Below are 21,705 nucleotides of genomic sequence, written 5' to 3' on the forward strand. Positions count from 1 at the left end.
ATTACCTCTTTAAATAAATCTATACTCTTAAGTTTAGACTATTTTTCCCATTTAATCCATATTAAATTATATTTTATGTTATTAATTTAATATATTTATGATCTATATTATTTTTTGAAATTATATTTTCTTCTCTATTATGACAAGTAAATATAATATATTGTTTAAAATTCTGATTAACTAAATACTTAATCGTTTTTTCTACTCTTTTATTATCATATTGAACAAAAGCATCATCTAAATATATTGATACATCTTTGCTTTTAAATATCATATCTATAAATGCTAATCTAAGAGATAAATTTAGTTGATCATTAGCTCCATTGCTTAATATATCTGCTTGCATTATGTTATTTTCATTTCTAACTTTCATTTCATAATTATCATCTACCATAACATCACTATATTTTCCATTTGTAAATCTTCTAAATGATTCTATTACATTTTTATTAAGTATTGGTCCAAAATTACCCCTCAGTTCTTGATATGATTCTTGCAGAATATCTATAGCAAGGTTACTTGCCTTAAATTGCTTTTCTCTTTCCTTTACTTCATCCTCAACCGCCTTAATTTCTTCTTCTATATCTGGTATTGTTCTTTTTCCATTAAATCTATTCTTTATTTCATTTTCAATATCCTTAATACTCTTTTCAACTTCTAATAATCTTAAGTTTTTCTCCTTAATAACAGAATCTATCTCCTCTTCATTTTCATAAGAATACTTAAAATCAACATTAATTACATCGCATAGTTCTTTCTTAATTGAATCTATATTTTTTCCTTTTGTTAAAGCAAAATATGCTTCTTCTACTGATGCTAAATTTCTATTTATTTCATCTCTAAGTTCTAACTTTTCCTCTAACTCCTTCAAAATATCTTCAACTTCTAAAAGATTTACATTTTCAAATCCTATAGAACCTAACTTTCTTCTTATCTTTGTTTCTCTAATTTCTAATTGCTCTTTTGTCTTTTCTAAGCCAATTTTTAAATTTTTTAATTCAATCTCTAGTATATCTAATCCTTTAGATGCTTCTTGATATTTATTAATCTCTGTTATAAGCTCTCCTAAATTATTTACTCCAGAAATTATTAAATATTCTTCTATTTCAGAATTTACAATATCATATTCATCTATTGCTTTTTCTAAAGATAATAATTCCCTTTGAGATAACTTTTCATTAATCTTTTCATTAATTTTAATTTTAAGCTTTGTATAATCATCATATATCTTTAATTTTTTAAATAATTCTTTATAGCTACTAATTTTTAGGATGTTACAATAATAGTCTAAATCCTTTTCTATCTTATTTATCTCTCTTTTTATTGTCTGAATTTTTTTATTTTTTCTACCTCTATTGAAATAAATATTAATTAATAAAAATAAAATTGTTATAGCAAAAATTATATATAATATTACACTTAGTATGTTATTCTTTATAGCAATTGCTAATATTATAGATAATAATGATATTACTAATAAACAAACAAAAAATAGATTATTGTTTTTACTTTCATTATTATTTTCAACTATTTTTTTTAACTCTCTTAACTTTTCTTCATAATTACTAACTGTATTTCCTATTTGTTCCTTAAAATCTTCAATAATTAAAGCATCTCCAATTATTTTTTTTGCTTCTCTTTCTTTAAGATTTAAAAAATGAATTTCATTCTCTATAGATTTATTTATATCAACTTTTTCCTTTAATACTTCTCTTCTAATACTTAATTTTTCTAATAGGTTTAATATATTCTTGGGAAGTTGTTCTATATAATCATACCTATCTAAGGGAGATTTTAATGCTTCTACTCTTTCTTCTTTTTCTCTAATATTTTCTTTTTCTACTTCACTTGTATCTAATACGCTTAAATATAAGGAATATTCTTCTCTTAATTCTTTTATAAACGCATAATTTATAAATTCATCATTATAAGTTAATAACTTATTAATATACCGTTCTTTATTTTTTAATTCCTGCTTCTTTTTAAAGTATTGTGTTATTTCCTCGAATTCCTTTTTAAGCTTTGTCTTCTTTAAAAATTTCTTATATATATCTAAATTATTAATTTCACTATTTAAATTTTTCTTTTCCAAATTTAAATTGATTAATAATTCTTCATTATCTAAATTATGATTTGATAAATTATACGCTTCATATCTTTCACTAAGTAAATTACTATACTTCTCATTTAATATATCTAAACATCCATTTTTCCTAACGTTCGAAATAGACTTTTTATATTTATTTAATTTTGCAATTGCTACGTCTACCGATACTTGTCCATCATCTATTCCTATAGAGTTAGCTATTTTATCTATTATTTCTCCTTCCTTATCTTTTCTTACTCCAACTCCTAATTGACCAATAAATAATGTATTAATAAAAGTAGCTCTGTTTATATTAAAAAAGTATTTTCCTGGCTCATCCTTTGAAATGTAACTTATCTCTTCTCCAGTAATGGCATCTATTATAGAAGATGTATCTTCCTTTTTGCTCTTTCCAAAAGTTCTTCTAATTATATAATCCTTATTTTTAGATTCTACATACAATTCCCCACTAATAGTTTCACCTGTACTTGGCATATATTTTAGTCGTTCATTTTGCTTATAGTCTTTGCCCTTGTAACTTGACATACCATATAACCAGATCTTAATGAATGCTTGAATAGTGCTCTTCCCAGCCTCATTTTCTCCATATATTACATTTATTCCATTATCAAAACTTATTACTTTATCCTTTAAACCACCAAATGCAATAATATTTACTCTTTTAATAATCATTTAAATTCACCTCGTCTTCTGACAGACATTGAATTCCTATCTTTAAAGCTAGCTCTAATATCTCCTTTTCATCATCACTTGCACATTTTAATTTTTCAAATATCTTTGCTATAAACTTTCCTTTTACAGAATAATCCCTACTTAATTCTTCTAAATTTACTTCTATACTTGTATTATTAATTATTTTAATATAATAAAATTTGTCTTTTAATTTCTCTATAAGTAACTTTTCATTTAAATTAAAATGCTCTTTTATTTCACCCTTCAATATAATTTTATAAAAATTCTGGTAGATTTCCTCATTGTTTAATTCTGATAATACTTTAAATACAACTTCATCATAGTTATTAGTATCTGTTATATCAATCTCTCTTGTAATATACTTTCTTTTATACATAGGAAAGAACTTCAAATTAGCTCCACCTTTATATACTTCTCCAACTATAACACCTTTTTCTCCTGCTTCATCAAATCCTCTTCCTTGGGGACATCCACTATATGCATAAGTAGTTATTCCCGCTTTTAATATTCCTGAAAACTTATGTCTGTGACCTAATGCAATATAATCAATATTAGATTCATATATATCACTTATATATATTGGATTATATTCATTCTTACTATTAGCTGATGTAATCTCTCCATGAAGCAACATAATATTTATTTTATCATTATCTACATTAATCTTTCTTAACAAAGTTTCATTTTCATAGTTGTTTCTGAATCCAGCTCCCCAAACAATCAAATTTAGCTCTTTAACTTCTTTAAACTCCATATCACCCTTGAAAATATAAACATTTTCCGGCCAATTTATCATACTATAAAAGGATTTTTCATTATATGGGTCATGATTACCTGGTGAAATAAATACCTTAATATCTTTTATTCTTTTAATTTGATCTGATATAAAAAATAAGGTATTCTTATTTACTGTCAAATTATCAAAAACATCTCCTGCAATAAGTAATACCTCTACATTTTCATTTATAGCTAAATCTATTATATTTTTAAATACCTCTAATAGCTCATTTTTACTAACATCTGAAACTTCTTTACTAAGCTCTTTAAAGGGCGTATCAAAATGTAAATCAGCACAATGTAACACCTTAATTTTATTCATTCTATCACCTACTTCACGAACCTTTGTTCATATTTTAACATAAATTACCTTAGTTATAAAGTCTCTTAACTCTTGCTAATATCTATATACAAAAAGAAAAGAGAGATATTATTATAGATATAATCCACTTTAATATCTCTCTCCTCTTTTTTTCGAATGATAGATTAAATTTCAGGTGGTGCTTCACCCATAACAGTACTCACCCTCTCGAAGTATTGTTTCCTTTAACTCGTCTGATTGTGGCCGTTAATGGTTTCTTACTTTAATCCACTTTCGTATTGTTCTACCATTCTTTTAACCATTTCACCACCTACGGAACCACATTGTCTAGATGTTAAGTTACCATTATAATCTGTAAATGGTACTCCCATTTCTGCTGCAACTTCGTTCTTGAATGCGCTTAATCCTTGTTTTGCTTCTGGAACTAATGTTTTTGACATAATCGATTCCTCCTCTGGTTAGCGGTAATTTTGTAAACTCAACTTAAATATTTGTTTCACATCTAAGTTGTTTCTGTTTACACTATTATATTAACCAGTATAGGTTTTTATATAACAAGTAAATAATACCCACTTTTCATTATTATGGATTATATTAACTAACTTCCTTATTTGTTGCTTTCTTAAACTTTTTAACTATAAAATCTCTAACTATGGCAACTAACATTCCTATTTGAAATGATAAAGAAACTGATATAATTTGTAGATAATTCACTTTACTAGTTTTGTAAATTATTATTGTTTCTATGATCCAAATTGCACTCGCCATTAATGATGCTTTCTTTCCACCAATAATAGAACATATAACGATACTAAGAAAAATTATAGCTTGAATTTGAATAAAACTCATACTTCACCTCTTAAACTTTGATTTAATTTGTTAAATCCTTTTTATAAGTTCTATCCAAATTATATATTTTTAAACACTATCATCATTACATAATATTCTAAACTTACAATTACTACATTTATAATTTTTTAATCTCTTTTGAAATACTTCCTTTTCCTTTGGTTTATTTAAAACTATATCATCTAAATAATAATTTATTATTTTTAAATCATTAGAAACCTTATTTTTTATAAATTCAATATCTTCTTGTTTAAATATTACTTCTTCTGCATGTCCATCTAAAAGATATTCTATCCTACCTTTAATTCTAGAATAATGTACACCATATTCCTCCATTACATACCATGCATATACCAATAACTGCTCCTTATCACTATCAGATGCTTTTCCTGTTTTCCAATCTACAATTACATAGTATCCATCATAATCTTTATATAATAAATCTATTTTAGAATATACTTTTAAACTATCATAATTAATACTACTGAATATATCTTCATCATTTTCTATAATTACTGTTTCTGATTTTAGAATATCTTCAAAACTCTTTGAAACATAAAAACTATTTATACATTGACTTAATCTTTCTTTTAACTCATTTCCAATTTGCTTTGATATCTTATCTCCATAATAATACTCCTGAAGCATTATTCCTTTAGGATATTCATCCCATTCTTTAGTGTTATACTTCTGGATACTTTCTCGTATTATATTTCTAAGCTTATTTAAAGTTACTTCATTAAACCTTGTTGCATTCATAAACCTTGTTTTATCTTTTTTACATATATTTATTATGCCTTTAATTTCTTTATGAACCACTTCACCAAAACACATCCATAAATTAGTTAACTTTTTTAATCTCCATGCCATTTTTTGTTCATCTGTACTTGTATAAATCCAACCATTATGGCTTCCATAGTATGTATAATAATAATCTCTTTCACAATTTTCTAAAGTTTTCATTTTTGATATAGACCACGATTTTTCAGGATATTTTCTTTCTTGATAAGTATCACTCATTATATCTCTCCTAATTTAATTATTATATTAATATTTTTACCATATTTATTTAATGGTATGAATAATGTATTTAATAATTTAGAATAAATTTATTATTTAATACAAAAAATATTAATAAAATAAATAAAATGTTGGAGGTTTTAACTATGAAACAATTTATTTTGAAAACATTTATTTGTATTTCACTATTAGTTTTAAGTATCAATTTAATATCTGCTTCTCCCTTTGATGCTCTATCTAATAAAAAAAATCAAACCTTAATTGTTAGAGATAGCACTTCAACTACTGGATTACCAGATAGGTTTAGAGATATACCTAATTTAAATATTTCTGGTAGCGCTCAATTTACAGCTGAACAAGCAAATAACTTAAAAAATACTATAAACAAACCCAATATATGTATTATAGACTTAAGACAAGAGTCCCATGGATTAGTTAATAATTATGCTATAAGCTTTTTTGATCCTACTAAGGATTTAAATAATGGTTTCACTACAGAGCAAACAATTAAAACAGAAGATTCACTTTTATCTAAAATAAAACTTAATGATGATTTAAATATTTATAGAAGAACAGGTAGACCTTTTAAAGAAATAACTGTGGATTTTGTTAGTAATGAATCATCTGTAGCTAATAAAGCCGGTATGGAATATAAAAGATATGCAGTAAGAGATAATGGTGCTCCTACTCCTGAAATTATTGATCAATTTGTTGAATTTGTTAAAACAAAACCTTCTGATTTACATCTTCATTTTCATTGCGATGCTGGTGAAGGTAGAACAACTACTTTTATGTCAATGTATCAAATTTTAATGAATACTACTAACTTATCATTAGATCAAATAGTCTCATACCAATATAATGTTGGCGGTGTTAATCTTCATGATAACAAACATCAATTTGAATTTTTAGAAGACTTCTATGATTATGTTTCAAAAAATAAATCTGATAATTATACTACATCTTATTCAGAATGGATTAAGCAATCTTAAAAAATAAAACCCTAAGCTTAAGTTAAATTGCTTAGGGTTTTATTTTCTCTCTTTTCTCTTGCTACAGATATAACTCTTTGTATATGCATTGTTAGATATACAAGTTCGTCCTCGTCTACCTCATAATTGTTATTCATTAATATATATTCACCTATCTTTATTGCACATCCATATGCCTCAGGGTATGTAGTTGATATAACTTCTACAAAACTGGAATCTGTACTATTATGTTTATTATTATTAACAATACGCTTTGCGAAATACTTTAAGTGAGTTAACAATCTATCATAATTTAAATCATCTTCATCTAACTCTATAGCAAAATAGTATTTAATGATATTTAATATATCCTTTATTATTTTAGTTGATTCTACTGACTTCATTGTAGTTTCTTTATAACTTGCATTTACAAAATGTAATGCTATAAATCCAGCTTCATCTTCTGGAAGTTGAATATCTAGATTTCTATTTATGTAATCAACAGCCCATAATGAAACTCTAAATTCGTTTCTATGAACCCTTCTTATTTCATTTAACAATTCATTTTTTATAGTAATCCCATTTTTAAATCTTTTTACAGCAAAAGCTATATGATCTGCTAGAGAAACATAAATTTGTTTATCTAATTCAACATTTAACTCAACTATTGCATGAGTTATTATTTCATCTGTTAATTCAAATATCCCCTCTGGTATTTGATTAATTAATTTTTTAATTTTATTTCCTAAATTTTCATCATCCACTATAAATGTTTTTTCTATTCTTTTAACATCTATTAATTGACCAGGCTTTTTATTGAATGCTATACCGTTCCCCATAAGAATTACTTCTTTCCTAGTCGTAGGATCTATTGAAACAACTACATTATTATTTAAAACTTTTTCAACTATCATACATTTGCCCCCTTCCTTATGGTAGTAAAAAGATAGCCCAAACTAGGACTACTCTTAATTTAGGCATACCCCATTTTAACATTATAAATATTTGCTTGTCAATTAAATGAGATGCATGTGTAAACCCTCAAATTAAGGTCGTTTTTCCTATAATTCCATGGTGAATTCACTACCTTCTCCTAAATTACTATTTACTAACTTATTCAATAATAATTACTAATAATCTAAAACTTCTTAATAAATTATAAAATTAAATATTGAGCAAACTCTTCTCATTTTAACAAAAAAGACTTAGCAATTTTGCTAAGTCTTTTGGCAGGGGTACTAGGAATCGAACCTAGCCTAATAGTTTTGGAGACTACTGTACTACCGATATACGATACCCCTTCAACAATGGTTATTCTACCATGTTAACATAATAATTGTCAACTAAATTTTTTCGCTCTCACGTAACGAATAATTTAGTTATTAAGTTCGTTGATAATTTTTTTCAATACCACTGCTCTTATTGTATCATAGCTTATTTTATCTGATACTATTTCTTTTATATCCTTTAACTTACTGTATCCAACTTTATCTATAGCATCTAAAACTATTTTTTCTTCCTCTTCATTAAAGAATTCATCTAAAGGTATTATAAAATCTACCTTATTCCCTTCAGCAATATATTGTTGAATATGACTCATTACAGTAATTAGAGTTAATTCTCTTTCTTTAGCAACTTCTTTTATTGAACTACCTGCTTTAATAAAGTCCATTGTTATTTCATATGATTTTTTCTTCTCTTCGTTATTATTCTTTTCTTTTTTCTTTTTATCTTTTTCTTTATCCAAAACTTCATCAAATGATAAGTTGTTATTTTTCTTACTAATAAAGCTCCAGGTTACTTCAATGTTATTTTCATCAATATAAGTTTTAATTTTTTCCATAAACTTTTCGCCATATTTATTAAGTTTAGAATTACCTACACCACTTATATCTAAGAATTGCTCATCTGTTATTGGCATTCTATTACTAAGTTCTTTTAATGTAGAATCACCAAATACCATGTATGGTGGTATTTTTTCTTCTCTAGAAATATCCATTCTTAATTCTTTTAATATAATAAACAGTTCATTTTCTTCTATTTTAATTTTCTTAACTACTTGTTCTTTAACAAATACTCGTCTTTCTCCCTTTACAATCTCTATAGATTGTTTATTTAATGTTAAAACTGGATATTCTCCTTTATAGTTTAAATATCCATGTGAAATTAACATATTAATAAATTCAGTTAATGCATCCTTAGTATAATTTTTTACTATTCCATAAGTTGATAATTCATCAAATCCTAACTCATATACTTTCTTGTTCTTAGAACCCCTAAGTACATCTACTACCATTCCAATTCCGAATCTTTGATTCATTCTATAAACACATGAAATAACTTTTTGAGCATCGACAGTTCTATCTACTAATTCTCCTGGTGCCTCACAATTACTACAATTATTACACTTCTCATCATATTGTTCACCAAAGTAATTTAATATAAACTTTCTATAACAATCTTGAGTATATATAAGATTTATCATAGTTTGTAGTTTTGAAAGTTCACTTTCTTTTCTTATACTACTTTCTGTAGCAGTCTCTATAATATATTTTTGTGTTTGAACATCTCCAGGTGAAAACAGCATTATACATTCACTTTCTTCACCATCTCTTCCTGCTCTCCCTATCTCTTGATAATATCCCTCAATATTTTTAGGCATATTATAATGTATTACATATCTAACATTTGGTTTATCTATTCCCATACCAAAGGCATTAGTAGCAATTATTATATTACATTTATCATATATAAAATTTTCTTGGGCTGTTTTTCTATAATCGTCACTAAGTCCTGCATGGTATTTTTCAACTTGCAATCCCTTTGAATTCAATAACTCATATAAATTATCTACTTCTTTTCTTGTTGAAGCATATATTATTCCTGATTCATGTCTATTATTATTTATGTAATCTAAAATGTAATTTTTCTTATTTACTCCCTTTTCTATTATTATCTTAAGATTATTTCTATCAAATCCAGATATAAATATTTTGGGATTATTCAATTCAAGTAAATTTATTATATCTTCTCTAACCTCATCTGTAGCTGTTGCTGTAAAGGCTGTAACTATTGGTCTATTTCTTAATAACGAAATTACTCTGCTTATTCTTCTATAACTACTTCTAAAATCATGTCCCCACTGTGACACACAGTGTGCCTCATCTATAGCAACCATGGAAACATTAATACTAGCTATAAGTTCTAAAAAAGCTTGTGATTCTAATCTTTCAGGTGCAACATATAATATTTTTATTTCATTTCTTGCAGCTTCATCTAAAATATTATTTATTTCTATATTACTTAATGATGAATTAATATATGCTGACTTAATTCCTAAGTTATTTATATTATCTACCTGATCTTTCATAAGAGATATTAATGGTGATATAACTATTGTTATACCATCTAGTAATATTGCAGGTACTTGGTAACAAATTGATTTACCTCCACCTGTAGGCATAATAGTTAAAACATCATTTCCATTCAGTATTTCTCTTATTATTTCTTCTTGACCTTCCCTAAATGAACTATATCCGTAATATTGTTTTAAAATATCTAATGCCTTATCCATAAACTCTCCTTACTACTCCCAACTATTTTCTTTTTTAATTATTAACCTTATCATTCAATTTATTCAAACATTTGTTCTTTTTATAAAATGTCACAAATTTATTTTACAGTATTTCTATTAAAGTATAATAAATTATTTTCTAAAAAAATTAATAAAAAAAAGCTAGCAAGAAAATCTTACTAGCTTCTTTGGCAGGGGTACTAGGAATCGAACCTAGCCTAATAGTTTTGGAGACTACTGTACTACCGATATACGATACCCCTAAGTACAAAACTTATTATACATTATGTTAAATATAAAAGCAATATTTTTTTCTACTATTTTTCTATTATTCTTTTCTTTTTCTTACTTTTTGGATAAAATATAAAATAGTTAATTAAAAAAGGGAGGATTTTAACATGATTTTTTCTGTTAATAGCGTGGAGGAAACTACTAACCTTGGAATAGCCCTTGGTAAACTATTAAAATCTGGTGACATAGTTTGTTTAACTGGAGATTTAGGTACTGGTAAAACTCATATAACTAAGGGAATTGCTAAAGGTTTGGAAATAACTGATTATATAACAAGTCCTACTTTTACTATTGTAAATGAATATGATTCTGGTCGTTTAAAATTAAATCATTTTGATGTATATAGAGTTTCAGATCCTGATGAAATATATGCAATAGGATTTGATGATTATATTTTTTCTGATGCAGTTTCAATTATAGAATGGGCAAACTATATAGAAGAAATACTTCCAAAGGATTTTTTACATATTTATATAGAAAAAGATTTAGAAAAAGGCGAAGATTATAGAAAAATTACTATAACTCCATATGGAGAAAGATATGATTATATAAAGGAGTTAAAAATATGATAGTTTTAAGCGTTGACTCTTCATCTTTAGTAACTACAGTTGCTTTACTTAAGGATGAATTTATACTTGGTGAATATACTTTAAACTTTAAAAGAGAGCATTCTGTTATCTTAATGGAAAAAATAGAAATGCTATTAAAAGACTGTCAAGTTGATATAGGTGAAGTTGATGGTTTTGTAGTTTCTAAGGGACCTGGATCATTTACTGGTCTTAGAATCGGAATGGCAACCATTAAAGGATTAAGCATGGGTTCTAACAAACCTTATGTTTCAATTTCAAGTTTAGATGCACTAGCAAACTCTTTAATTACATTTGATGGCATAATATGCCCAATTATGGATGCATTAAGAGATAGCGTATATACAGGTCTTTATAAAAATATAGATGGTAAGTTAGTTAAAGTGCTTGAATGTACTGCTTTAGAATTAACTGAACTTGCAGATATATTAAATGAAAAAGGCGAAAAAGTTATATTCACTGGTGATGGTGTATCTAAACATAAAGAGTTCTTAATCAAAAATGTTAATAACTGTGAATTTGCTCCAAATCATTTAAGTATTATTAGAGCTTCTTCTCTAGGAGAGCTTGGTATGGAAAAAATTAAGATTGGTGAAGTTGATGATATGAATTCTGCTCCACTTTATATTAAAAAACCTCAAGCTGAAAGAGAACTTGAACAAAGGCTGGCTATGAAAAATGAAAATAGATTATAGTCTTATGGATGAAAACCATGCAAATGGTGTATATGAATTAAGTAAAGAATGTTTTGCTATTCCTTGGACTTTAGAATCTATTAATAATGAACTAAATAACCCATTAGCAAAATATGTAATTGCGCAAGATTTATCCACAGGTAAAGTAGTTGGATTTGTTGGAGTGTGGATAATTGCTGGGGAAGGTGATATTACAAATATTGCTGTAAGCTCAAAATATAGGAAACAAGGCATTGCTTCAAATTTGTTGATAAAATTATTTGATGTGTGCAAAACTTTTAATTGTGAAGATATTACTTTAGAAGTTAGAGCTTCAAATATCCCTGCTCAAAATCTTTATAAAAAATTCAACTTTAAAGAAGAAGGTATAAGAAAAGGATATTATTCAGACAATGGTGAAGATGCCATTATAATGTGGAAAAGAGGATAGCATTGCTATCCTCTTTTATTATTAAGCTATCTCTTTTTTTCTTGCTTCAAACTTGTTATCAACATTAAATATTGCACGTGATACTCTTTTATATAGTAAATATGTTGCTATACAAACTATCAATGCCTTTACTCCATTAAAAGGTACTAATCCTAAAAATATATAATTTATTAATGCAGTTCCTTCTAAATGCATTCCATATGCAGGCAATAAGAAATATACATTTGAAATTATCCCTAAAATTTGCATAACTACCGCACCTATAAACATACCTAATATAGCAGTCTTTTTACTTTTCTTTTTATTATATATCCAAGCTGCTGGAACAACTAACGCAAGTCCAACTATAATATTTGCAGTCTCTCCTACAAAACCAGTTTCTGTTCCTTTTATTAAAAATCTTAAAAATACCTTTAATATAACTATTATTCCCCCAGCTACTGGTCCATATGCAAATCCCCCCATTAAAGCCGGAACTTCACTTAAATCAATTTTTAGCCATGGAAATGCAGGTATTATAGGAAAATCAAAATACATTAATACCACTGCAATAGCTGCTAATAAAGAAATTTTAATCATTTTGTTTAAGTTTTTTGATGAATTCATACTCTTTCTCCTCCCAAAAGTTATCCTCTGGGGCATTAGCGTTTAATATTATTTATAGTTTGTACATTTCCTTCATTTCAATTCACCTTTTAACTAAATTGCGAAGCACTTTTTTACGAAAAAAACCCCTGATGTAAAATACATCAGGGCATAAAATACAAATCTATAAATAAATATAACAATAGTTATATTCATTAAATCGCTTTTTACCTTCTTTCATCCAGACTATACTGTCGGCTTCGGAGTTACACCGAATCTGCAAAAATTGCTCGCGGGCTATACCGCCGGTAGGGACTTCCACCCTGCCCTGAAGATATTTATTTATTATTTATTTTTATTATATTACTAAATTTTGTATATTTCAAGTGGTTTATATATACTACCTAATTAAATATTTAAAATGTATCAATCTAATATGTTTATCTTCTCTAAGAAATATCTAAAATAAGAAACTTCCCTATTTATTATTCTAGCTTGTACTAACATTCCAGTCTTTATGTCTATACTAGTACCTTTTTTATTTTGCATTGAAGTTACTGGAATACTACAAACGCCAGTATAGTAACTAGTACCTTGCTCTTCACTTACTTTAGCATCAACACTTATTTTTTCTATATTAGTTGTTACTTTTCCATTTATAGTGGATGATATTTTCGTAATCTCTTCACTAGGCTTAACTACTCCATTTGCTTTAATACTAATCTCTTTAGTGGCAATTAATGACCATAAAACTACTGCACTTAATATAAATATTATTATATACATCATATATTTTGAAAAACCTTGAGGTTTACTTTGCATTATTTCTCTTGAGTCTGTTATATCTTTTAATTCTTCTATTTTATATTTCATTAATTTAAACCTCCTATGAAAGGATTTGCTATAATAGCTGTTTTTTCTTCTAATTTTGTATATGCTGCTTCATTTAATTCTTCTAATGTTTGTCCAGTCCATAATCTATAATAATAACCTTGTTTTCTTAATAATTGTTCATGGTTGCCTTCCTCTATTATTTCACCTTTATCCATAACATATATTCTGTCACATCTCATAATTGTACTTAATCTATGTGCAATTATTATTGTAGTTACATTTTTTGTACATTCTTCAATAGTCTTTTCTATTGCCTTTTCTGTTATAGAATCAAGATTAGATGTAGCTTCATCCATTATTAAAATTTCTGGCTTCTTTAAAAGTGCTCTTGCAATAGCAAGTCTTTGTCTTTGACCACCAGAAAGATTAGTTCCTTTTTCTTCTAAAGGAGTTTCATATCTAAGTGGTAATGAATTTATAAAATCATGTATTTGTGCTTGTTTACAAACTTCTATTATTTCTTCATAAGTAGCCTCTTCATTTGCAAATTGTAAGTTTTCTTTTATACTTCCACTAAAGAAGAAAGAATCTTGCGATATATACGATATTTTATCTCTTAATGCTTCTTTATTAATATCTTTTATATTGTAGTTATTTAATATAATTTCTCCTTTTTCTACACCATAGAAATTCATTAAAAGCTTTGCAATAGTAGTTTTTCCCGAACCACTTCCCCCTACTAATGCAATCTTTTCTCCTGGTTTAATATTCATATTTATATTTTTTAATACTAATTGCCTTGTACCATATCTAAAATCAATATTTTTAATATTTATATCTCCAAGTAATGTTTTAGGATTTATCTTTTTATCTTCATCTTTAGACTTTTCTAATTCTAAATCAAGTATTTCCCCTAATCTATCTGCCGCAACCATTGCGCTTTGTAATTCTGGCTGTAAATTTATCATTCTTTCTATTGGTTCTATAAAATACGCAAGTAATGAATTAAAACTAAGTAATGTACCTACTGTTATATCTCCTTTTAATGCTAAATATCCACCAAGCCATAATATACATATTCCAAATATACCTTTTACAGTATTTTTAAGTGACCCTTGAAGATTATTTACATATCCATACTTAAATACTGATTTTATAAACTTAACAAATTTCTTTTCTGTTTCCAAATTAACCTTTCTTTCACCATTGAAAGCTTTTACAGTTTCTATACCTTCAATGGACTCTACTAAATAAGAAGTTAATCTTGCATTATCTTCCATAACATTTCTATTTACATCTTCAAGTGACTTTTTAAATATAAATACTAATGCCAAGTATAAAATTATAGGTATAATACAAACAAAAAATAATGTTGAACTTTGCATGTAAAGAATGACTCCACCAACAACTGCCATTAATGTATCTATCATTAATGTAAGTGTCGCTGAACTTATTGCATCTCTTATCTTACTTGCATCATTAAATCTAGAAATTATTTCCCCAACTTTTCTTGTTCCAAAAAAGTTCATAGGTAAATCTATAACATGGTTGTAATATCCTAAAAGTAATGGTATATCTATATTCTGCGACATATGAATAAGTAATAGACTTCTGAAGAATTCTGTTATTATCTTAAAAATTGATAGTCCAATCATTGCTATAGATATTACTAATAAACTTTTATTTAAATTATTAGGGAGTATATCATCCATTAAAAATTTAAAATAAAATGAACCTATTATACCTAAAATAGTAATTAATATAGATGATACAAATATATTTCCTAATAGTCCCTTTTGAACTTTTATAAGTCCCCAAAATCTCTCAAATAACCCCTTAGTTTCATCCCCTTTTTCAAAGGCAGGGGCTGGTACCATAATAATTAATACACCTGTCCATATTTTAAAGAAATCTTCTGGCTTATACTTAACTATTCCCTTAGCTGGATCTGCCACTAAAATTTCTTCTTTAGTTACTTTATGTATAACTACATAATGAAGTAATGATCCATCTACAATAACATGAGCTATTGCTGGCTTTGGAAATTCTGAAAATATATCCTCTGGTTTTGATGCCTTAACTCCCTTTGCAGTAAAGCCTAAAGTCTCAGCTGCTTTAACTACTCCATATGCAGAAGTTCCATTCATATCTGTTCCTGCTACTTCTCTTATTTTCGATATTGGTATCTTTAATCCATACTGTTTACTTATAGTAGCTAAACAAGCTGCTCCACAATCTTTTATATCATGTTGTTTTATACAATGATATTTTTTAAATACTCTCATTCTTCTTCTCCTTATTGTTGTATTTATAATATTTTTATCTAAATTTGTAATAATATATTTTTATTGTAAACTATTTACTTTTTTTGTAAACATGTTATTATTTATTTGTGAATTTTTTTGAAACAGTGTGGAATAATTTGTTATAGGAGGATAAAAATGATAGAAATATACCAAGAATTATATTTAAATAATTTATTATCATTTAGAAAAACTTTAACACAAACTGAAGTACAAAAAGAAATGAATGATATTGATTCATTTATTAAAGAAAATGGATTAACTATAGTTGGACCTAAAATATCAACAACTTATTCAATTACACAAGCTATTGTTCCTACTATGGATATTGAAATATTAATTCCAGTAGATAAGGAATTTAATGAAACTGATATGTACAAGTTTAAAAGAACATTTAAACTTACAAACTGCTTAAAGGTTAAGCATAGAGGTAATCCTCAAGGTATGCAACAAAATATATTGTTAATTCAACAATATATAAAAGAAAAATCTCTTATGCCTATAAGTAGTTTATACACAGTAAATCTTAATGAAATAAAAACTCAAGATGAATTAGATAAATATGAAGCTGATATTTATTTATCTATAAGTCCTAACATAATTTAATTTACGTTAATACTCTTCTTAATAGAAGGCGCCAAAATTTAAGAAGTTTATTATAAATATATAAAATAAAATGGAGGATTTTAATTATGGAAATGACTTTAAATAATAGCTTTTTAGCTATTGAAAATAATGATTTAGAATTAATAAATGGTGGTATAAATTGGGATAGAGTTTTCACTGGTATTTCGATTGCTGGTGCTGCTTTACTAGGTATAGCAGGTATTGTTACTACCCCTCTTTGGGTTCCCACATTAGGTTGTTTTTTAATAGGAACTGCTGTAGGTTACTACTTATTTTATTAGATTATTATATATAGGGGTGATTTAATGGAGAATACAAATTTTTATACACTTAATGACTCAGAATTAAATGATATAAACGGTGGCGTTGCTGAATGGGTGATACTTATTGTAGCGCTTGGACTAGGCATAACCCTAGTGGGAGCTGTAAAGCTAATTTCACAAATTGGTGAAAAAGCCGCCTTAAATCGTGCTGGAAGTGGTCCTTGTACTTGTGGATCAATACATTAAAATAACTTATATAAATAGTACAAAAACATATTTTTTGTTATTTATTTTCTTTCACATTTATGTTAAAGGAGACTTAAATGAATAAAAATATAAATTTTACTTTTTTGGCTTTAATGCCTTTATTTTCAATAATAATATTAAATTTTTTAAGTATATATAATATTAATATTAATAAATATCTAAAAATATTTATTTTGCTATTATCAACTTTATGTGCAGTTTATTCAATTTATAAAAAAAAATAATATTTTCATTTTGTTGATTAATATAAAAAATAATAAAAGGAGCTGTCGCACTAAATATTAGTGTACAACTCCTTTTATTATTTTTTATATTTATTAATTAGCAACACATTTTTCTCCACCAAAAACTGTTGTCCATTTCTTTGAATTTTTAATATTCTTAAATCCACTTGAAATTTCATATTGCATTAATTAATTTTTTGCTCATTTAGCTTTTCTTATGTTAATTTTCCCCTATCCTTTCACAATCTTTTTTCTTAATATACTTAAGCTCAAATATTGCAAAATAAGTTGAATTTATTTAAAGATTATCAAAAAAACAACTTAATTATTAAAACAATACTAGTTCAGTTTTATTAATAGCCTTTTACGATCGCATCTATATCTAAAACTGACTCAGCTTTTCATATTGCCTCTAATTGTGGCTTTATTTTAGGATGTTTTGGTACAAATATTGTGCAACAATATTCATATGGTAAAATTGAAGTTTCATATGTTCCTATTTCATTTGCTATACCCATAATATCACCTTTATCCATTATAATTAATGGTCTAAACACTGGTCTATCTGCACAATCAATATTTACTATTAACCATTCTAAATTTTTACTTGCAACTTACCCTATACTTTCTCCACTTGAAATTGATTGTACTCCATTTTTTCAGCTAAACTACAAGCACATCTCATCATAAATCTTCTCATTAATATAATTAATTCATCTTGTCTACATTTCTTTATTATATCTAATTGAATTTCTATAAATGGAACTATAATAAATTAACTCTCTCTGTATAGTTTGAAAGTATTTTTTTAAATATCCTGCTACTTCTCTTATTTTCGATATTGGTATATTCAACCCATATTGTTTACTTTTAGTAGCTAAACAAGCTACTCCACTTTTTTAATGAAACATCTATTCATTCTTCATAGATGAAACTTCAAATTATAAAATTAAAATTTTGATTTTCAGTTTTATTATTTTATACAATAATATTTTTAAACACTCTCATATTCTTCTCCTTTTTATTATATTTATAATATTTTTATTGTAAAATATTTACTTAATCTTATAAACATGTTATTGTATTTTTTGTAAATATTTAAGAAAATCAAATGATTAGTTATAGAGGGATAAAAATTATAAAAATATGCCAAGAATTACATTTAAATAATTTATTATCATTTAGAAAAACTTTAACACAAACTAAAGTACAAAAATAAATGAATAATATTTATTCATTTATTAAAGAAAATGAACTAACTATAGTAGCTCCTAAAATATCTACTACATGTTCAGTTACACAAGCTATGGCTCCTACTATAGATATTAAAATATTAAGGAGGATAATCTATTGAATCCCAAACTTGAAATAATATTAACTTATTTAGTATCAACCTTTGCTTTTATTGCTACTATAAAAGCACTAACTGGTAATGCTCCATTATTTAATATTTCATTTTTAGTAGTAAATACTATACTTTGGTTTATTAGTGCTACAATTAAATTATATAAATATAAAAAAAATAAAAAGATATATTGAATTTAATTCTATTAATAAAGTCAAGAAAAAAATGGAAAGATGGGGATTTTTACCCATCTAACAACATTCTTTATAATAAATAGTATTATTCTATATCCTTCATAGTTAATGAAATTCTCTTTCTCTTTTCATCAACTTCCATAATTCTAACTTTAATTACATCTCCAACCTTAACTATATCAAGTGGATGCTTAACAAACTTATTAGCCATTTGACTCTTATGAACTAATCCGTCTTGGTGAACACCAATATCAACAAAAGCACCAAAGTCTGATACATTTCTTACAGTTCCCATAAGCTCCATTCCTGGTTGTAAATCCTTCAAATCTATAACACCAGTTTTTAAAATTGGCTTAGGCATATCTTCTCTTGGATCTCTTCCTGGTTTTTGTAATTCTTTAATTATATCTTTTAAAGTTAATTCTCCAATTTCAAGCTCACTAACAAGATTATTTAATCCATTTGAGCTAACTCTTTCTTCTATATCATTTAAATTTCTATTTCTTAAATCTTCCTTAGTGTATCCTAAAATCTCAATAAGCTTTCCTGCTACTTCATATGATTCTGGATGAACTGAAGTATTATCTAAAGGCTCCTTACTTTCCATAACTCTTAGGAATCCTGCACATTGTTCATAAGCTTTTTGTCCTAATCTCTTAACCTTTAATAATTCTTTTCTGCTCTTAAATCCTCCAACCTCGTCTCTATATGCAACTATATTATTTGCAATTGATGCATTTATCCCTGCAATATAAGTTAAAAGTGATGGTGTTGCAGTATTTAAATCAACCCCTACCTTATTAACAGAGTCTTCAACTACACCTGCTAATGATTCATCTAATTTCTTTGGAGTAACATCATGTTGATATTGCCCAACCCCAATTGCTTTAGGATCTATCTTTACAAGCTCAGCCATAGGATCTTGAAGTCTTCTTCCAATAGAAATAGCTCCCCTTATAGTAACATCTAAGTCTGGATACTCCTTAGCAGCAAGTTCTGATGCAGAATATACAGATGCCCCTGCTTCTGATACTATTACATAAGCTAGTTCTTTTCCAGTTTCCTTTTTAATTTCACTTATCATTTCAGAAACTACTTCTTCAGATTCCCTAGATGCAGTACCATTTCCTAATGAAATAACATCTACATCATATTTATATATAAGTTCTTTTAATATTTTCTTTGTACCCTCTACATCATTTTTAGGTAAAGTCGGATATACTGTAGCTTTTTCTAAGAATTTACCTGTAGAATCTAAAACTGCAACCTTACATCCAGTTCTAAACCCTGGGTCATACCCCATAACTACCTTTCCCTTTATCGGTGCTTGCATTAAAAGAGCCTTTAAGTTTTCTTTAAATATTAATATTGCTCCTTCTTCACCTTTATCTGTTAATTCACTTCTTATTTCTCTTTCTATTGAAGGATATATTAATCTCTTAAGAGAATCTTTAATTGCTAACTTTAAATATTCATCAGTAACTTCATTATTTTTTAATAATCTATTTTGAAGATAAGTTATTATTTTCTCTTCATTAGCTACTATTTTAACAGATAATACTTTTTCCTTTTCTCCTCTATTTATAGCTAATATTCTATGAGCAGGAATCTTATTAACATCTTCACTATATTCATAGTACATTTCAAAAGGTGTTGGTTCTTCACTTGATCCTTTTGATTCTATTTTTCCCTCCCTCATTACAAGCTCTCTTATCCATTTTCTAAATCCTGCATCATCAGAAATTACCTCAGCTACTATATCTAAAGCTCCATTTATAGCTTCATCTGTAGTGAGTACCTTCTTTTGCTCATCTATATACTTACTAGCTTCCTCTTTTATATCACCTTTAAAAGTTCCTTCTAGAATTAAATCAGCTAATGGCTTTAATCCCTTTTCTAAAGCTATTGTCGCTCTTGTTCTCTTCTTTTGTTTATAAGGTCTATAAATATCTTCAACTTCTGTTAAAGTGTCAGCCTTTTCTAAAGCTTTAACTATATCATCATTTAACTTTCCTTGCTCATCTATTAATCTTAAAACATCTTCTTTTCTTTCCTTTAAATTTCTTAGATAAGTTAATCTTTCAAAGAATTTTCTTAAAACATCATCACTTAATCCACCAGTTTGTTCTTTTCTATATCTAGAGATAAAAGGAACTGTGTTTCCTTCATCTAATAATTTAATTACGTTTTGAACTTGTTTTAAAGTTATTCCTAACTCTTTAACTAGCCTTTCTTCTATATTTACCATACTTTCCTCCTATAAAATTTTATTATAAGTTTAACTCTAATAATTAGTATAACATAATTTTACACTATTGATATTAAGTAAAGCTAATAGTATAATTTAATTGTAAATATTTTCCATTCAGTTGTTAAGGAGGGAGCTTCTTTGAATAAATTTATTAATAGATTTCTAAATATACTACTTATAGTTTTTATTACTCTTTTATTCTTAAATCAACTCTACGTAATTGAATTCTCTACAGATTTAAAGAAAATCTTTATATTTTTAACTTTTATAATGATTTTATTTGTTGCTATTAAAGAAATATTAACTGGTAAATCAAATTTTCTTAAATTTATAAATATAGTTACATTATGTAGCATAATAATTGGTGGTGTGCTTTCTGTTCTTAATAACCAACTTAACGTTTTCATTTATATTTGTATTTTATTTTCATTATTTCAATGTTTATTTGAACTTATTCAAAATAAGGCATGATTTATTATCATAATGTAACACCTCA

At 26.4% G+C, this 21,705-nt stretch carries 20 protein-coding genes, 2 tRNA genes, 1 pseudogene and 1 riboswitch; of the genes and pseudogenes, 9 read left to right on the forward strand and 14 right to left on the reverse strand.

The features are described from left to right. Positions 1-73 precede the first annotated feature (73 nt). The 5 genes from I2E98_RS02095 to I2E98_RS02115 all read right to left on the reverse strand — a co-directional run bounded on the left by I2E98_RS02095 (position 74) and on the right by I2E98_RS02115 (position 5,768). Complete coding sequence (locus I2E98_RS02095) at positions 74-2,779, reverse strand: AAA family ATPase (protein WP_195467317.1); 2,706 nt, start codon at positions 2,777-2,779, stop codon at positions 74-76. Continuing rightward, complete coding sequence (locus I2E98_RS02100) at positions 2,769-3,899, reverse strand: DNA repair exonuclease (protein ID WP_195467318.1); 1,131 nt, start codon at positions 3,897-3,899, stop codon at positions 2,769-2,771. The genes I2E98_RS02095 and I2E98_RS02100 overlap by 11 nt, the downstream gene beginning before the upstream one ends. Before the next feature lie 257 nt (positions 3,900-4,156). After that, positions 4,157-4,339 carry an alpha/beta-type small acid-soluble spore protein gene (locus I2E98_RS02105; protein ID WP_133014045.1) on the reverse strand — a complete coding sequence of 61 codons (183 nt, stop codon included), beginning with the start codon at positions 4,337-4,339 and terminating at the stop codon, positions 4,157-4,159. Between the two features lie 154 nt (positions 4,340-4,493). After that, positions 4,494-4,748, reverse strand: a complete 255-nt coding sequence (locus I2E98_RS02110) for a hypothetical protein (RefSeq protein WP_195467319.1) — start codon at positions 4,746-4,748, stop codon at positions 4,494-4,496. A gap of 69 nt (positions 4,749-4,817) precedes the next feature. Then, positions 4,818-5,768: a PD-(D/E)XK nuclease family protein gene (locus tag I2E98_RS02115; protein ID WP_195467320.1), complete on the reverse strand. Its 951-nt coding sequence runs from the start codon at positions 5,766-5,768 to the stop codon at positions 4,818-4,820. A 146-nt stretch (positions 5,769-5,914) separates the two neighbouring features. Here I2E98_RS02115 and I2E98_RS02120 point away from each other — a divergent pair, with 146 nt between their 5' ends. Continuing rightward, positions 5,915-6,760 carry a phosphatase gene (locus I2E98_RS02120; protein WP_195467321.1) on the forward strand — a complete coding sequence of 282 codons (846 nt, stop codon included), beginning with the start codon at positions 5,915-5,917 and terminating at the stop codon, positions 6,758-6,760. A gap of 17 nt (positions 6,761-6,777) precedes the next feature. Here I2E98_RS02120 and I2E98_RS02125 read toward each other — a convergent pair whose 3' ends face one another. From I2E98_RS02125 to I2E98_RS02140, 4 genes are all read right to left on the reverse strand, one after another. Further along, complete coding sequence (locus tag I2E98_RS02125; RefSeq protein WP_195467322.1) at positions 6,778-7,653, reverse strand: PRD domain-containing protein; 876 nt, start codon at positions 7,651-7,653, stop codon at positions 6,778-6,780. Positions 7,654-7,966: 313 nt separating this feature from the next. Further along, positions 7,967-8,040, reverse strand: a tRNA-Trp gene (locus tag I2E98_RS02130). Between the two features lie 74 nt (positions 8,041-8,114). Further along, positions 8,115-10,313, reverse strand: a complete 2,199-nt coding sequence (recQ, locus tag I2E98_RS02135) for a DNA helicase RecQ (RefSeq protein WP_195467323.1) — start codon at positions 10,311-10,313, stop codon at positions 8,115-8,117. Between the two features lie 189 nt (positions 10,314-10,502). Further along, positions 10,503-10,576 (reverse strand) — tRNA-Trp (locus I2E98_RS02140). A 135-nt stretch (positions 10,577-10,711) separates the two neighbouring features. Here I2E98_RS02140 and tsaE point away from each other — a divergent pair. From tsaE to rimI, 3 genes are read left to right on the forward strand one after another with little or no spacing between them, the layout of a single operon-like run. Beyond that, complete coding sequence (gene tsaE / locus I2E98_RS02145; RefSeq protein WP_195467324.1) at positions 10,712-11,173, forward strand: tRNA (adenosine(37)-N6)-threonylcarbamoyltransferase complex ATPase subunit type 1 TsaE; 462 nt, start codon at positions 10,712-10,714, stop codon at positions 11,171-11,173. After that, positions 11,170-11,886 carry a tRNA (adenosine(37)-N6)-threonylcarbamoyltransferase complex dimerization subunit type 1 TsaB gene (gene tsaB / locus I2E98_RS02150; RefSeq protein WP_195467325.1) on the forward strand — a complete coding sequence of 239 codons (717 nt, stop codon included), beginning with the start codon at positions 11,170-11,172 and terminating at the stop codon, positions 11,884-11,886. Before tsaE ends, tsaB begins: the two co-directional genes overlap by 4 nt. Next, on the forward strand, positions 11,870-12,316 hold the full coding sequence (gene rimI / locus I2E98_RS02155) for a ribosomal protein S18-alanine N-acetyltransferase (protein WP_195467326.1): 447 nt from the start codon (positions 11,870-11,872) through the stop codon (positions 12,314-12,316). The genes tsaB and rimI overlap by 17 nt, the downstream gene beginning before the upstream one ends. A 21-nt stretch (positions 12,317-12,337) precedes the next feature. On the opposite strand, the gene I2E98_RS02160 is transcribed toward rimI, so the two are convergent. The 3 genes from I2E98_RS02160 to I2E98_RS02170 all read right to left on the reverse strand — a co-directional run bounded on the left by I2E98_RS02160 (position 12,338) and on the right by I2E98_RS02170 (position 16,020). Then, complete coding sequence (locus I2E98_RS02160; protein ID WP_195467327.1) at positions 12,338-12,922, reverse strand: ECF transporter S component; 585 nt, start codon at positions 12,920-12,922, stop codon at positions 12,338-12,340. 204 nt (positions 12,923-13,126) lie between these two features. Continuing rightward, positions 13,127-13,241, reverse strand: a riboswitch (FMN riboswitch). 86 nt (positions 13,242-13,327) lie between these two features. After that, the gene (locus I2E98_RS02165) at positions 13,328-13,774 is read right to left on the reverse strand and encodes a hypothetical protein (protein WP_195467328.1); all 447 of its coding nucleotides are present in this window, start codon (positions 13,772-13,774) and stop codon (positions 13,328-13,330) included. Continuing rightward, on the reverse strand, positions 13,774-16,020 hold the full coding sequence (locus I2E98_RS02170; RefSeq protein WP_195467329.1) for a peptidase domain-containing ABC transporter: 2,247 nt from the start codon (positions 16,018-16,020) through the stop codon (positions 13,774-13,776). Before I2E98_RS02170 ends, I2E98_RS02165 begins: the two co-directional genes overlap by 1 nt. A 156-nt stretch (positions 16,021-16,176) precedes the next feature. On the opposite strand from I2E98_RS02170, the gene I2E98_RS02175 reads away from it, so the two are divergent. The 3 genes from I2E98_RS02175 to I2E98_RS02185 all read left to right on the forward strand — a co-directional run bounded on the left by I2E98_RS02175 (position 16,177) and on the right by I2E98_RS02185 (position 17,174). Further along, the gene (locus tag I2E98_RS02175) at positions 16,177-16,644 is read left to right on the forward strand and encodes a transcriptional regulator (RefSeq protein ID WP_195467330.1); all 468 of its coding nucleotides are present in this window, start codon (positions 16,177-16,179) and stop codon (positions 16,642-16,644) included. 86 nt (positions 16,645-16,730) lie between these two features. Beyond that, entirely contained in the window at positions 16,731-16,946 is a 216-nt protein-coding gene (locus tag I2E98_RS02180) for a hypothetical protein (protein WP_195467331.1), read from the forward strand. A 24-nt stretch (positions 16,947-16,970) separates the two neighbouring features. Beyond that, positions 16,971-17,174 (forward strand): class IIb bacteriocin, lactobin A/cerein 7B family, encoded by a 204-nt coding sequence (locus I2E98_RS02185; protein ID WP_195467332.1) that lies wholly within the window; start codon positions 16,971-16,973, stop codon positions 17,172-17,174. Between the two features lie 573 nt (positions 17,175-17,747). Here I2E98_RS02185 and I2E98_RS16155 read toward each other — a convergent pair. After that, positions 17,748-18,226 (reverse strand): annotated as a pseudogene (locus tag I2E98_RS16155) (tRNA 4-thiouridine(8) synthase ThiI); the annotation flags it as partial. A 543-nt stretch (positions 18,227-18,769) separates the two neighbouring features. On the opposite strand from I2E98_RS16155, the gene I2E98_RS02195 reads away from it, so the two are divergent. Further along, positions 18,770-18,958 carry a hypothetical protein gene (locus I2E98_RS02195; RefSeq protein WP_195467333.1) on the forward strand — a complete coding sequence of 63 codons (189 nt, stop codon included), beginning with the start codon at positions 18,770-18,772 and terminating at the stop codon, positions 18,956-18,958. Positions 18,959-19,043: 85 nt separating this feature from the next. Here I2E98_RS02195 and I2E98_RS02200 read toward each other — a convergent pair whose 3' ends face one another. Beyond that, positions 19,044-21,206: a Tex family protein gene (locus I2E98_RS02200; protein ID WP_195467334.1), complete on the reverse strand. Its 2,163-nt coding sequence runs from the start codon at positions 21,204-21,206 to the stop codon at positions 19,044-19,046. A gap of 141 nt (positions 21,207-21,347) precedes the next feature. Here I2E98_RS02200 and I2E98_RS02205 point away from each other — a divergent pair, with 141 nt between their 5' ends. Next, entirely contained in the window at positions 21,348-21,680 is a 333-nt protein-coding gene (locus I2E98_RS02205) for a hypothetical protein (protein ID WP_195467335.1), read from the forward strand. The last annotated feature ends 25 nt before the right edge of the window (positions 21,681-21,705 follow it).

Source organism: Clostridium sp. D43t1_170807_H7 (genome assembly GCF_015555905.1).
In the GTDB taxonomy this organism is placed as follows: domain Bacteria; phylum Bacillota; class Clostridia; order Clostridiales; family Clostridiaceae; genus Clostridium.